This is a genomic window from Cryobacterium sp. AP23 (genome assembly GCF_054075385.1).
This window is the reverse complement of sequence record NZ_CM133415.1, coordinates 2,196,788-2,211,033: the sequence shown is the minus strand read 5'-3', so window position 1 is coordinate 2,211,033 and position 14,246 is coordinate 2,196,788. Positions and strand designations below refer to the sequence as shown.

At 70.5% G+C, this 14,246-nt stretch carries 11 protein-coding genes; 9 read left to right on the top strand and 2 right to left on the bottom strand.

The features are described from left to right. Positions 1–53: 53 nt before the first annotated feature. Positions 54–1,160, bottom strand: coding sequence for an FUSC family protein (locus ACU5E9_RS10440; protein WP_456809845.1), 1,107 nt, complete (start codon positions 1,158–1,160; stop codon positions 54–56). Between the two features lie 152 nt (positions 1,161–1,312). Between ACU5E9_RS10440 and ACU5E9_RS10435 the strand changes: the two genes are divergently transcribed. Beyond that, positions 1,313–2,074 (top strand): SDR family oxidoreductase, encoded by a 762-nt coding sequence (locus ACU5E9_RS10435; RefSeq protein WP_456809844.1) that lies wholly within the window; start codon positions 1,313–1,315, stop codon positions 2,072–2,074. 227 nt (positions 2,075–2,301) lie between these two features. Further along, positions 2,302–4,500 (top strand): DEAD/DEAH box helicase, encoded by a 2,199-nt coding sequence (locus ACU5E9_RS10430; protein WP_456809843.1) that lies wholly within the window; start codon positions 2,302–2,304, stop codon positions 4,498–4,500. A 62-nt stretch (positions 4,501–4,562) separates the two neighbouring features. Here the strand turns inward: ACU5E9_RS10430 and pstS are convergent, their stop codons facing one another. Further along, the gene (gene pstS / locus ACU5E9_RS10425; protein ID WP_456809842.1) at positions 4,563–5,645 is read right to left on the bottom strand and encodes a phosphate ABC transporter substrate-binding protein PstS; all 1,083 of its coding nucleotides are present in this window, start codon (positions 5,643–5,645) and stop codon (positions 4,563–4,565) included. A gap of 94 nt (positions 5,646–5,739) precedes the next feature. Here pstS and ACU5E9_RS10420 point away from each other — a divergent pair, with 94 nt between their 5' ends. The 7 genes from ACU5E9_RS10420 (at position 5,740) to ACU5E9_RS10390 (ending at position 14,203) form a co-directional block, all read left to right on the top strand. Further along, complete coding sequence (locus ACU5E9_RS10420) at positions 5,740–6,357, top strand: hypothetical protein (protein ID WP_456809841.1); 618 nt, start codon at positions 5,740–5,742, stop codon at positions 6,355–6,357. 120 nt (positions 6,358–6,477) lie between these two features. Beyond that, the gene (locus ACU5E9_RS10415) at positions 6,478–7,188 is read left to right on the top strand and encodes a YcnI family copper-binding membrane protein (protein WP_456809840.1); all 711 of its coding nucleotides are present in this window, start codon (positions 6,478–6,480) and stop codon (positions 7,186–7,188) included. Between the two features lie 8 nt (positions 7,189–7,196). Continuing rightward, positions 7,197–7,835, top strand: a complete 639-nt coding sequence (locus tag ACU5E9_RS10410) for a copper resistance CopC family protein (protein WP_456809839.1) — start codon at positions 7,197–7,199, stop codon at positions 7,833–7,835. Between the two features lie 114 nt (positions 7,836–7,949). Then, positions 7,950–9,959 carry a DNA helicase RecQ gene (gene recQ / locus ACU5E9_RS10405; RefSeq protein ID WP_456813527.1) on the top strand — a complete coding sequence of 670 codons (2,010 nt, stop codon included), beginning with the start codon at positions 7,950–7,952 and terminating at the stop codon, positions 9,957–9,959. 200 nt (positions 9,960–10,159) lie between these two features. After that, on the top strand, positions 10,160–12,253 hold the full coding sequence (locus tag ACU5E9_RS10400; RefSeq protein ID WP_456809838.1) for an acyl-CoA dehydrogenase family protein: 2,094 nt from the start codon (positions 10,160–10,162) through the stop codon (positions 12,251–12,253). A gap of 151 nt (positions 12,254–12,404) precedes the next feature. After that, complete coding sequence (locus tag ACU5E9_RS10395) at positions 12,405–13,373, top strand: ABC transporter ATP-binding protein (RefSeq protein ID WP_456809837.1); 969 nt, start codon at positions 12,405–12,407, stop codon at positions 13,371–13,373. Then, on the top strand, positions 13,370–14,203 hold the full coding sequence (locus ACU5E9_RS10390) for an ABC transporter permease subunit (protein WP_456809836.1): 834 nt from the start codon (positions 13,370–13,372) through the stop codon (positions 14,201–14,203). The genes ACU5E9_RS10395 and ACU5E9_RS10390 overlap by 4 nt, the downstream gene beginning before the upstream one ends. Positions 14,204–14,246 lie beyond the last annotated feature (43 nt).

Sequence of the window (14,246 nt, the reverse complement as noted above, 5' to 3'; positions counted from 1 at the left end):
GGCGCGTCGCACTGAATTCCGCGGATGCACGCCAGACGCTGCGGAGCGCGATGTCAGGATGTGACGGGCGCGTCGCGCTGGATACCGGGCCGGAGGGCGGCCAGCAATCGGGTGAGGTCGAGCGTGGCGGCGCTGGCCGCGACGATGGCCTCAGCACCCAACTCCCGGTGGTCGTGGATGGCCTGGGTCACGGCGGCGACGGCGGCCTCCGCCTTCTCCAGCGAGGCGATGCTCGTCTCACCGGTGTCCCACTCGTGCACCACCGCTCCCGTCGCCCGGGCGGCGGTTGCCAGCGGCGGCCGGAGAGCTGCGGGGAGCTCGACCGGCACCGGAGTGCCCCAGGCCGCCCCGGCCAGGACGTCGGTGAAGTCGCGTACATAGAAGGTCGCGTTCTCCAGGGCCGCCAGGTCGTCGTAGTCGCTGCTGAGATCGTGCGGCCGGATGCGCGCACGCGGGTTGATCCTCCGGCTCTCGTCCGCTTCGGCCAGCGCGCGCCGCACCGCCGTGCTCGTCCCAGCCAGCGTCGCGCCCTGCTTGGACCACTCGCCCTCCTCCGGCGGCCAGCGCGCGTCGAGCGCATCCGCCACCGTGCCGAGGTGCTCCCCGAGCGCGGTCCGCAGCCGGGACAGCTCCTTCACCGCGGCGGTCACCCGCAGGGGCGGCGCCACCAGCAGATTCACCGCCAGCCCCACGACGATGCCCAGGCTCATCTGCGAGACATACCCGATGGAGTAGCCGTCGGCGTTCGGGCCGCCCACGATCAGCACGAACAATCCGGCGATCGGCACGTAGTCCCGCCCGGCGCCGAGCTGGCGGATGCCGCCGAAGAGTATCCCGACGCCCACGACGAGGGAGACGGTGAGCACGCTGGGCTCGCTGAAGATGATCACCGCGGCGGCCAGGCCGATGCCGATCACCAGCCCGGCCAGGGTCTGCGCGGCGTTCTTGATCGACCCCATCAGGGTGGGGAAGCTCGCCACGATCACCCCGAGCGGCGCGTAATAGGGGTAGTCCTCGGCCACACCGGGCATAAGCGGTGCCAGCTTCCAGGCGATCGCCACGGCGACGGCCGTCTTGGCCGCCTGAAGGAGCCGGGGATGCGCGACCGCGGCTTTCACCAGGTCGCCGGTCGCACGGGGGGAGAGATCGGGTGTGCGCATCGACTGATTCTGCACGAACCTCGGCCCGCCGCCTAAACCGGATCGGCCCATCACACCCTGCTGGACGGACGGTTTCGGGGGCATCGGAATAGAATCGCGGCATCATCCGAACCCGGCGGCAGCAGTGCGGCTGGGCCCGCGAAGGAGGCACCGTGAAGATCGCAGTGGCCGGGGGCACCGGCACCGTCGGACGACACGTTGCCGACCTGGTCAGGCATTACGGCCACGAGCTCGTCGTCATCGGCCGGTCGGCCGGGATCGACCTCCTCACCGGGAAGGGGCTGTCCGCGGCGCTCGACGGCGTCGACTCCGTCATCGACGTGGTCAACACCCCCACCCTCTCCGCACAGGCGTCGAAAAAATTCTTCGGCACCACCACATCCACCCTTCTCGGTGCCGAGGCGGATGCCGGGGTCCGGCACCACGTGACCCTGTCTATCGTGAACGCGGCCACCATCGCGGCGGGGTATTACGCCGGCAAGGCCCTGCAGGAAGAACGGGTGAAAAGGGGCGCGGTGCCCTGGACCATCCTGCGGGCCACCCAGTTCCATGAGTTCGCGGCCCAAACCCTCGGCCGTGCTCCCCGGGGGATCGTCGCGCTGGTGCCCGTGATGAGAACCCAGCCGGTCGCCGCCCGAGAGGTGGCGGAGCGACTCGTCCAACTCGGTACCGGTTCCCCCGCCGGCAACGTGCCCGACCTCGCCGGACCGAACGAGGAACTCCTCATCGACATGGTGCGCGCCTACGCCAGGGCGACGCGTGCTCGTACCGGTGTCATCCAGATCCGGGTCCCCGGCCCGATGGGAGCGGCGATGCGCGAAGGCGCCCTGCTGCCCGGGCGTGACGCCGAACGCGCCAGGCTGTCGTTCCGGGACTGGCTCGATAGGGACGTGCGGGGACGAAGCCATCCGTGACTTTTGGGCCTCGATCAGGTAACGTAGACAAGTCGGCTCTTGACACCGCGTGTTTTATTGTGTGCGCGGATGGGTTTGTAAGTCAGGATGGGCCGGTTTCCCAGTAATCCGCTGGTGAAAAATCACTGTATGTGAACGGCCCCGGCCATAGACTGCCCGGGTTCTCAGGCTGCGTCGCTGTGCGACGTTTTACTGCCATGTACTCAACACAACCCAGAAATACTTCTATGCCTTCTAGCAAGAAGCCGGCCGTCGGCCGCGCAGCCAAGAACTACGACCCGAGCTACTCCAAGGGCGGCCCCAAGGGCGCACCGAAGGGTGGCAGCAAGAGCCCCGGACACCGCGGATACCGCGCTGACGAGGGTGCCCCCAAGAAGCAGCGTTGGAACGCCGACGAGCGCGCCGCGCGTTCGGGGGAGCGCTCCTCCTCCGACCGTCCCGCCTACGGCGACCGTCCCGCGTACGGCAACCGCACCGAGCGTCCGGCCACCGGGCAGCGCTCCGAGCGTCCCGCCTACAACGACCGCGCCCCGCGCGGCGACCGTCCGGCCTACAACAACGACCGCGCCCCGCGCGGCGACCGTCCGGCCTACAACAACGACCGTCCCGCCCGTGGCGGCGACCGTCCCTCGTACGGTGACCGTGCCCCGCGCACCGACCGCCCTGCCTACAATCAGGACCGCAACAACGACCGTCCGTCCTATGACCGTGCCCCGCGCACCGACCGCCCGTCGTACAACAACGACCGTCCGTCCTACGGCGACCGCGCCCCGCGCACGGATCGTCCGGCCTACAACAACGACCGCCCGGCCCGTACCGAGCGTCCGTCGTACGGCGACCGCGCTCCGCGCACGGACCGTCCGGCCTATAACAACGACCGCCCGGCCCGTACCGAGCGTCCGTCGTACGGCGACCGCGCTCCGCGCACGGACCGTCCGGCCTACAACAACGACCGCCCGGCTCGCAGCGAGCGTCCGTCGTACGGCGACCGCGCCCCGCGCACGGATCGTCCGGCCTACAACAACGACCGCCCGGCCCGTACCGAGCGTCCGTCCTACGGCGACCGTCCGGCTCGCACCGAGCGTCCGTCCTACAACGACCGGGGCAGCGACCGTCCGGCCCGCAACGACCGTTCGTACTCCGACGGCGGACACTCCAGTAACTTCTACCCCGACCGCGACTCCAAGCCCAAGTTCGCCGCCGGCGACGACGTGGTGCTCGAGCGCCTCGAGGCCATCGCCACGACGGCAGCGGATGTCGACGGCGTGACCTTCGGCGACCTCGGCCTCGGTGGCAACATCGTGCGCGAGCTCGCCCTGCTCGGCGCCCCGACCCCGTTCCCGATCCAGGCCGCGACCATCCCCGATGTGCTCGCCGGCCGCGACGTGCTCGGCCGTGGCAAGACCGGCTCCGGCAAGACCATCGCCTTCGCCGCCCCCATGATCGAGAAGCTCATGGAGAACAACGGCGCCAAGGACCGAAAGATGGCTCGCAAGCCCCGTGCGCTCATCCTGGCCCCCACCCGTGAGCTCGCGCTGCAGATCGACCGCACCGTGCAGCCCATCGCCCGCAGCGTCGGACTCTTCACCACCCAGATCTACGGCGGCGTTCCGCAGTACCGCCAGGTCAGCGCCCTCCAGCGCGGCGTGGACATCATCATCGGCACCGCCGGTCGCATCGAAGACCTCATCGAACAGGGTCGCCTCGACCTGTCCGAGGTTGTCATCACCGTCCTCGACGAGGCCGACTACATGTGCGACCTGGGCTTCCTCGAGCCGGTGCAGCGCATCCTGCGCGGCACCAAGAAGGGCGGCCAGCGCCTGCTGTTCTCGGCCACGCTCGACAAGGGTGTTGCCTCGCTGGTCAAGGAGTTCCTGACCAACCCGGCCGTGCACGAGGTCGCCGGTGAAGATCAGGCCTCCAGCACGATCGACCACAAGGTTCTCCTCATCGAGCACCGCGACAAGGCCTCCATCATCGGCCAGCTCGTCGACCGTCAGGGCAAGACGCTCATCTTCAGCCGCACCCGTGCGTACGCTGAGCAGCTCGCCGACCAGCTCGAAGACGCCGGCGTCAAGGCCACGAGCCTGCACGGCGACCTGAACCAGGCCCGCCGTACCCGCAACCTGCAGATGCTCACCAGCGGTCGCGTCAACGTTCTCGTTGCCACGGACGTCGCGGCGCGCGGCATCCACGTGGACGACATCGACCTGGTCATCCAGGCCGACATGCCCGACGAGTACAAGACCTACCTGCACCGCGCCGGCCGCACCGGCCGCGCCGGCAAGTCCGGTACCGTCGTGACGCTGATCCCCAAGCAGCGTCGTCGTCGCATGGAGGACCTGCTCGACCGGGCCGAGATCGAGTCCAGCTTCACCACGGCCACGCCCGGTGATTCCTCGATCACCGCTCTGGCCAACCTGTAACACCAGCACGATCCACGAAGGGCACCCGCGCCGCGGGTGCCCTTCTCGTGTTTAACAACCGGTTATCTGATGGTCGCGACGGCGTCGAGGACCTGGGCGGAGAAATCCGCGGAGAGGGGGGCGGAGCCGGCACTCTCGGCGGCGGCGGCCTGGCCCTCGGGGCTGGCGACGTAGCCGAGGTAGGCGGAGACGAGTTCGGCCTGGTCGGCGTCCGCGTATTCCTCGCAGGCGATCAGATAGCTCACCAGCACCAGCGGATACACCCCCGCGGCGGTCGACGTGCGGTCGACGTCGACGACGAGGTCATTGGGGTTCTCCCGCTCCACCAGCGGCGAGGCGTCGATGATGGCGGCAGCGGCCTCGGTGGAGTAGTCGACGAACTCGGTTCCGACCTGCAACGCGGCCACGTCGAGGTCGCCGACGCGGGACGCATCCGCGTAGCCGATCGTGTTGTTGCCGTTGCCGACGGCGCTCACGACGCCGGAGTTGCCCTGCGCGCCCTCACCGGGATACGGGAAGGCGTCTGCGGGTTCGTTCGCCCAGATCTCCGGCACGTTCTGGTACAGGTAGTCGGCGAAGTTCTTCGTCGTGCCGGAGTCATCCGAGCGGTGCACCGCGGAGATCTGTTCGTCCGGCAGGGTGGCGTCCGGGTTGAGCGCCGCGAGGGCGGGGTCGTTCCACCGGGTGATGGCGCCGGAGAAGATTTTGGCGATACTCGCCGGGTCCAACCGCAGATTGTCGACCCCGTCGACGTTGTAGACCAGCACCAGCGGCGACACGTACACCGGCAGGTCGATGGCCGCGGAACCCGGTGTGCAGGCGGCGAACTCGCCGGCGAGCTCCTCGTCGCTGAGGGCGGAGTCCGACCCGGCGAAGTCCACGCCGCCGCCGATGAACTGCTCCCGGCCGGCACCGGAGCCGGTCGGGTCGTAGTTGATGGTGACGCTGCCGTTGGCGCGTTGGAACTGGGACACCCAGACATCCTCGGCCGACGCCTGGGCGCTCGAGCCGGCCCCGTCCAGCGTGCCGGAAAGCGAGCTGGCGCCTTGGCCGGCCTCGTTCGCGGCGCAGCCGGACAGGAGCAGGGCGGCCACCGTGGCTCCGGTGCCCAGGAGTACGGCAGGGTTCCTCTGGATTGCAATCACGTTCCCATTCTGCCTGACGCACGCTCCACGCCCCCGGAAGGAACCCGTCGGCGATGGACTGGTAGATTCGTTGCAGGCTCTGAGAGGGAGAATCATGACGACACGCTGGGCGCGCTTCGCCCGTGGGTGGATCGTCGCGGGGTTCTCGACCTTCGTCGCGGCCCTCTCGCACACCCTGGGTGGCGGTGCCGTGCCCGGCCTGCTCGCCGTGGTCGTGTCCCTGGCCTTCGCCGGCATCGTCTCGATCGCCCTCGCCGGCCGCACTCTTTCTACCTGGCGGCTCACCGTCGCCGTGCTGCTGAGCCAGCTGGTCTTCCACGGGTTGTTCTCCTTCGGTGGTGCGGGCGGGCGCCTGTCTGCCACGGATGTCGGCGGCCACGCCCATGATGCCGGCCAGGCCGTGCTGCTGATGCCGGCCGGCGCCGCGACCGGAGCCATGGCCGGGAACCACGGCGCCCTGATGACGGCCGCCCACGTCCTCGCCGCCGTTGTCACCGTCGTGGCGCTCCGTTTCGGTGAACGCGCCTTCTGGGGCCTGTTCAGCACGGCCGCGATGGCGTGGCGCGCCCTCGTGGCGGTGCCGGCGCCCGTTCCGATCTGGCAGCGCCCGGCCGTCGCGTCGCAGTTCCTCACCCGGGTGCGGCGACCACAGCGCCTCGCCCCGCTCAGCGCCATGCGCCATCGTGGTCCGCCGGTGTGCCCCGTCGCCTGAGAGCCTCCTCTCACCCGCGCTGCACATCCCCTTTATCTTGACCGAGCCTGCCCAGGCGCGCCCGCCCCACGTGGGCCGCGCGCCGCGCATCCGGTCAGCCACCAACCGCAAGGACCCACCATGAAGTTCTCCACGCCCGTCTTCGCCGCCACCACCCTGGCCGGCGCCGCCCTGCTCGCGCTCTCCGCCCCGCTGGCCGCCAGCGCCCACATCGAGGTCGACCCGTCGTCCACCGCCGCCGGCTCGTACAGCCTGCTCACCTTCTCGCTCGGCCACGGCTGCGACGGGTCGGCCACCACCGGCATCACCATCGACATTCCCGAGACGATCACCAGCGTCACTCCCACCGTCAACCCGGGCTGGGACATCAACAAGGTCGCCGTCGACCTGGCCGACGCACCGGACGACAGCGACGACAACGCCCCCGCCACGCGCGTGAGCCAGGTGAGCTACACCGCCCAGGCCCCGCTGGCCGACGGCCTGCGCACCACCTTCGTGCTCAGCCTGCAGATCCCCGAGGACGCCGCGGTCGGCGACACCCTGGCCTTCCCGGTGCTGCAGTCATGCGAGGTCGGCGAAACCGACTGGAGCGAGGCCATCGTCGAGGGCGAAGCCGAGCCGGCCCACCCGGCCCCGTCGCTCACCGTCACCGAGGCGACCGCCGAGTCCGGCCACGGCCACGGCGCCACCGAGGCCGCGGCCGACGACCACGCGACCACCGAGACGGCCACGGATGACGTGGTCGCCCGGGTCCTCGGCATCGGCGGTCTCGTGGTCGGCGCGGTCGGTCTCGTGGTGGCCGTCGCGTCCCGCCGCAAGAACGCGGCCTAGGCATCCCGATGTCAGGCATCCATACCGGTCGCCGCCACCGGGTGTGGGCGCGCTCGGCTCTGGCCGGGCTCGCCCTGGCGGTCGCGAGCCTGGGGCTCTCGGCGGCCCCGGCGTTCGCGCACAATTACGTGGTCAGCACCACCCCGGCGGCCGGCTCGGTCGTGACCGTGCAGCCGGGGACGATCTCGGTCACCACGAACGACAACCTGCTCGACCTCTCCGGGGATGGCGGCGGAAGCGCCATGCAGGTGAGCGGGCCGGCGGAGGCGCCGCGTTATTACGGCACCGGCTGCGCCTCGGTGTCCGGGCCGACGCTCGGGGCGGAGGTGCAGCTCGGCCAGCCGGGGGAGTACACCGTCGTGTGGCAGACGGTGTCGACTGACGGGCACTCGATCTCGGACACCTTCACGTTCACCTGGCAACCCGACGCAAGCCAGGTGCTCGACGAGGGTTCGGCCACCGCGCCGACCTGCGGCACCAGCGGCCCCAGCACCGACGCCGCCGACACGGATGCTGCCGCGAACGAGGGAGCCGCCGACACCGGCTCCGGTGTGGGTGTCGACGACCTGCTCTGGATCGGCGGCGCCCTCGTGGCGGTGCTCGCCGCGATCGGTGTGACCCTGCTCGTCCTGCGCCGCCGCCCGTAGGCTCGCGAGCCGTGAGCTGGGCCCCGAAATCCTCGAGTTCGGGGTGCCCGGCTCACGGTTCGCGGCACTGTCGGTGGCCGCGGGTAGAGTTGGCGGGTGAGTTGGAACGCCGAAATGCCGTGGGACCCTGACGAGTTCGAACCACCGGACGACTTCGATGCCCCACCGCCCCCGGACCCCTACGGTCAGGGCGGCTCCGCCATGCCCGCCGGCCAGGGCGCCGGCCCCGTCGACTTCGATGCCCCCGTCCGCGGCGGCGCCACCCTGCTCGCCCCGCCCGCACCCAAGCGCGCCACCGCCAAGTTCGCCACCGCCGCCGAGGCGCTGCACACGGTCTTCGGGTACGACTCCTTCCGCGGTGAGCAGGCCCAGATCATCGACCAGCTCATCGATGGTGGCGACGCCGTCGTGCTGATGCCCACCGGTGGCGGCAAGAGCCTCTGCTACCAGATCCCGTCGCTCGTGCGTGAGGGCACCGGCATCGTCATCTCCCCGCTGATCGCCCTCATGCAGGACCAGGTGGATGCGCTCACCCTGGTCGGCGTGCGCGCCGCGTTCCTCAACTCCAGCCAGGACTCCGCCTCCCGCAGCCAGGTCGAACGCGACTACCTCGCCGGCAACCTCGACCTGCTCTACGTCGCCCCGGAGCGGCTGAGCAACGAGGCCACTAAACGGTTCCTCGACCGGGGCACCATCGCGCTGTTCGCCATCGACGAGGCGCACTGTGTGTCCCAGTGGGGCCACGACTTCCGACCCGACTACCTCGCCCTGTCCGAACTCGCCGACCGCTGGCCCGACGTGCCGCGCATCGCGCTCACCGCCACGGCCACCGACGCCACCCACAAGGAGCTCACCGAGCGCCTGCAGATGGGTGAAGCGCAGCACTTCGTCGCCAGCTTCGACCGGCCCAACATCCAGTACCGCATCGTGGGCAAGGCCGAACCGCGCAAGCAACTGCTCAGCTTCATCAAGACCGAGCACCCCACCGACGCCGGCATCGTCTATGCGCTCAGCCGCAAGACCGTCGAACAGACCGCCGAGTTCCTGCGCGCCAACGGCCTGAACGCCTACCCGTACCACGCCGGCCTCGACCAGGGCCTGCGCGCCCGCACCCAGTCCAGGTTCCTCCGTGAGGAGGGCGTCATCATCGTCGCCACCATCGCCTTCGGCATGGGCATCGACAAGCCGGATGTGCGCTTTGTCGCGCACATCGACCTGCCCAAGTCCGTCGAGGGCTACTACCAGGAGACCGGCCGGGCCGGCCGCGACGGCCTGCCCTCCACCGGCTGGCTCGCCTACGGCCTGCAGGACGTCGTGCAGCAGCGCCGCATGATCGACGAGTCGCCCGGCGACCTCGCCCACCGGCGCAAGATGAGCGCCCACCTGGACGCCATGCTCGCGCTCTGCGAGACCGTGCACTGCCGCCGGGTCAACCTGCTGCGCTACTTCGGCCAGGCCAGCGAACCCTGCGGCAACTGCGACACCTGCCTGGTGCCGCCGGAATCCTGGGACGGCACCGTGCCGGCCCAGAAGCTGCTGTCCACGATCGTGCGCCTGCTGCGCGAACGCAACCAGCGCTTCGGCGCCGGCCAGCTCATCGACATCCTGCGCGGCAAGACCACCCCGCGCACCACCCAGCACAGCCACGACCAGCTGGCCACCTGGGGCATCGGCGCCGACCTCACCGACCAGCAGTGGCGCGGAGTGGTTCGGCAGCTCCTCGCCCAGGGCTTCATCGCCACCTCCGGCGAATACGGCACCCTCATCCTCACCGACGCCGCCGCCGAGGTGCTCGCCGGTCACCGCACCGTGCAGCTGCGCAGCGAACCCGACCGGCCCCTCAAGCGCACCCCCGCAGCCAGGGCCGCCACCGCCAAGGCCGGCCTGGCCGAGCTCAGCCCGGAGCAGGAAACCCTGTTCCAGGCGCTCCGGGCGTGGCGCAGCACTACCTCCCGGGAACAGGGTGTTCCCGCGTACGTCGTGTTCGGCGACGCCACCCTGGTGGCCGTGGCCGCCGCGAAGCCGCGCACCCTGGCTGACCTCGACGGCATCACCGGCGTCGGCGCCAAGAAGCTGGACTCCTACGGGGAGGCCCTGCTCGAGGTCGTCGCCGCGAACGCCTGACCGGGCGCGGGCCCGACACATCCGCTGATCTTTGTCGCCCATCGTAGGTACAGGCACCGCCTTCTTGTAGAAGAGCTACAGTTCGAGCGCGGGGGCCCGCACCGTTTTTTGTAGCCCCGTCACGCACTATTTCCGCCCCGGAGCCGAGCGACCTAACGTGGTCGAACCGCACCAGCCGCGCGTAGACGTAAGGACCAATGATGGTTGACACTGCCCAGCGCCCCACCCCTCAGCCGCAGAACGCGGTCGAGACCGACACCGGCCCGGTCAGGGTCGCCGGCGACCCGGATGCCCCGCACATCGACCTGCCCGCTCTCACCCGCACCCTCCTCGGCACCTGGGCCGACGTGCGAGTCGCCGCCCGCGAACTCACCGCCCGCCCCGACCTGCAGCGCATCGAAGGCCTCTCCATGGCCGACCACCGGCAGCGGGTACTCGGCCAGCTCAAGATCCTCGCCGACAACGGCCATGTGCACCGGGCCTTCCCCTCCTCCCTCGGCGGCTCCGACGACCACGGCGGGAACATCGCCGGCTTCGAAGAACTCGTCACCGCCGACCCCAGCCTGCAGATCAAGGCCGGCGTGCAGTGGGGCCTGTTCGGCGCCGCCGTCATGCACCTGGGCACGACCGTGCACCACGAGAAGTGGCTGCCCGGCATCATGAGCCTCGACGTTCCCGGCGTCTTCGCGATGACCGAGACCGGGCACGGTTCCGACGTCTCCGCCATCGGAACCACCGCCACCTTCGACGTCGAGGCCGGCGATTTTGTGCTGCACACCCCGTTCCGCGCGGCCTGGAAGGACTACCTCGGCAACGCCGCCATCGACGGCACTGCCGCCGTCGTGTTCGCCCAACTCGTCACCCTGGGCGTCAACCACGGCGTGCACGCGTTCTACGTGCCGCTCCGCGATGAGACCGGCGCGTTCCTGCCCGGCATCGGCGGCGAGGACGACGGCCTCAAGGGCGGCCTGAACGGCATCGACAACGGCCGGCTGCACTTCGATGCGGTGCGGGTGCCGCGCGAGAACCTGCTCAACCGCTACGGCGATGTCGCCGTCGACGGCAGCTACACCAGCCCGATCGGCAGCCCCGGCCGGCGCTTCTTCACCATGCTCGGCACCCTGGTGCAGGGCCGGGTCTCCCTCGACGGCGCTGCCACCCAGGCCTCCGCCCTCGCCCTCACCATAGCCATCCGCTACGGCAGCGAACGCCGCCAGTTCACCGCCGGCAGCGACACCGACGAGGAGGTCATCCTCGACTACCAGCGGCACCAGCGCCGGCTCATCCCGCGCCTGGCCACCGTGTACGCCCAGACGTTCGCGCACGACGAGTTCCTGGTCAAGTTCGACCAGGTCTTCAGCGGCGCCGCGGCAACGGATGCCGACCGCCAGGACCTGGAAACCCTCGCGGCCGCCCTCAAGCCGCTGTCCACCTGGAACGCCCTCGACACCCTGCAGGAGACCAGGGAGGCCTGCGGCGGCGCCGGGTTCCTCGCCGAGAACCGGTTCGTGGGCCTCCGCGCCGACCTCGACGTGTACGCCACCTTCGAGGGCGACAACAACGTGCTGCTCCAGCTCGTGGCCAAGCGGCTCCTCACCGACTACAACCGCAAGTTCGCCGGCGCCGATGCCGGCGCCCTGGCCCGGTACGTCGTGCAGCAGACCGCTGGCCGGGCCTACCACGGCACGGGCCTGCGCACCCTGGGGCAGACCGTCGCCGACTTCGGCTCCACCGCCCGCAGCGTCGGCCAGCTGCGGGAGACGGGCACCCAGCGTGCCCTGCTCACCGACCGGGTCGAGGCCATGATCGCCGGAGTCGCCCAGGCGCTCCGCAACGCCACCAAGCTGCCCAAGAAGGAGGCGGCCGACCTGTTCAACTCCCACCAGAACGAACTGATCGAGGCCGCCCGCGCGCACGCCGAGCTGCTCCAGTGGGAGGCGTTCACCCGGGCCGTTGAATCCACCGAGCACGCCGGCACCCGGCAGGTGCTCACCTGGCTGCGCGACCTCTTCGGGCTGCGACTGATCGAGGAGCACGCGGCCTGGTACCTCATCAACGGCCGGCTCTCCGGCAAACGGGCTCTGGCGGTGACGGCCTACATCGACCGCATCATCGCCCGGCTGCGCCCGCACGCCCTGGACCTCGTCAACGCGTTCGGCTACGCCCCGGAGCACCTCCGGGCGCCCATCGCCTCCGGCGCGGAACGTGCCCGCCAGGTCGAGGCCCGGCAGTACTACCGCGACCAGCGCGCCGCCGGCACCGTCCCCGTCCCCGAGAAGCCCGCCCGGCGGTAGCACGGAGGGTGCCGCCCGGCCGGAAGGATGAGGCTGGGCGGCGCCGAACCATCCGCTCGACGGATGCGCAACCCAGCACCCGCCCCTAGTGTCGGTGTGGGGGTCGACGCGGCATGCGTCCGTCCCCGCCAACGAAGGGGCACGATACCGGATGATCCACGCAGAATCCCTGACCAAACGCTACGGCAGCAAGACGGCGGTGGACGGCATCGACTTCACCGTTCAGCCCGGCCGGGTGACCGGGTTCCTCGGCCCGAACGGCGCCGGCAAATCCACCACCATGCGCATGGTGGTGGGGCTGGACCGCCCGACGTCCGGCTCGGTCACCGTGAACGGCAAGCAGTACCGAGACCACAAGGCGCCGCTGCGCGAAGTGGGAGTGCTGCTGGACGCCAAGGCGATCCACACCGGCCGGAGCGCCTACAACCACCTGCTCGCCATGGCCGCGACCTCCGCCATCCCCGCCAGCCGCGTGCGGGAAGTCATCGAACTGACCGGACTGGAATCCGTCGCCCGCAAGCGTGTCGGCGGCTTCTCCCTCGGCATGGGCCAGCGGCTCGGCATCGCCGCGGCCCTGCTCGGCGACCCGGCCACGCTGATCCTCGACGAACCCGTCAACGGGCTCGACCCCGAGGGCGTGCAGTGGGTGCGCCAGCTCGTGCGCCACCTGGCCGGCGAGGGCCGCACGATCATGCTCTCCTCGCACCTGATGAGCGAGATGGCCGTGACCGCCGACCACCTCATCGTGCTCGGCCGCGGCCGGGTCATCGCGGATGCGCCGGTGGCCGAGCTCATCGGCGCCGCCACCCGCAAGGCCGTGCGGGTGCGCACCCCGTGGGCCCCCGAGCTCGCCGAACTGTTCCAACGTCCTGACGTCACCGTCACCCGCACCGACAGCGACCTGCTCGAGATCGTCGGCGTCTCCGCCGCCGAGATCGGTAACCAGGCCGCCCGCGCCGGCATTGCGCTGCACGAACTCACCCCGGTCAGCGCGTCCCTCGAGGAGGCCTACATGGCCCTCACCCAGAACGACGTCGAGTACCGCACCGGCGGAAGCCCGGGCGACCCCGGCGCCGACGACCCACAGAGCGCCACCGACCTGATGGAGAGTGTCCGATGAGCACCATCACCCCCACAATCGTTCCCGCCCCCACCTTCGTGGCCTCCGGCTCCGGCCTCAGCTTCACCGGCCTGCTCCGCTCGGAGTGGATCAAGCTGCGCACGGTGCGCTCCACGCTCTGGTCCTACGCCACCGTCATCGTGATCTCGGTCGGCATGGCCGCGCTCATGGCGGCGTCCTACGGCGTGGGCGGCGGCCAGGTGCCGGCGGATGCCCAGGTGGCGTTCGTCGCGCAGGCCGCCACCTTCGGAGTCTTCTTCGGCCAACTCGTCGTCGCCGTGCTCGGCGTGCTCGCCATCAGCGGTGAGTACACGACCGGAATGATCCGTTCGAGTGTCACCGCGGCGCCCCGGCGGTTGCCCATGCTGGCCGCCAAAGCGGTTGTGCTGTTCGTCTGCACCTTCGTGGTCGGCCTGGTCAGCACCGTCGCCTCCTACCTCGTGGCGTCGCCGATGCTGGCGGGCAAGGGAATCTCGGCGGGCATCACCGACCCCGACCTGTTCCTGCCGCTGCTCGGCGGGGCCCTCTACCTGGCCCTGGTCTCGGTCTTCGCCCTTGGCATCGGCGCGATCCTCCGCAGCAGCGCCGGCGGCATCGCCGCGGCCCTCGGCATCCTGCTGCTGCTCCCGATCGCAATGCTGATGATCCCCGCGGAGTGGGCCGCCGATTCGATGCCGTACCTGATCTCCACTGCCGGCCTGGGCATCTTCGGCCTGAATGCGTTCGGTCCGCCCCTGGCGGAGCTGTGGCAGAACGTGCTCGTCGTGCTCGGCTGGGTGACCGTGTCGCTCGCCGGCGCCGCGGTGCTGCTGCGCCGCCGCGACGCGTAGCACCGCCAGAGCGGAGGGCGAGCCTCGGGTCCCCGCGCCGGGC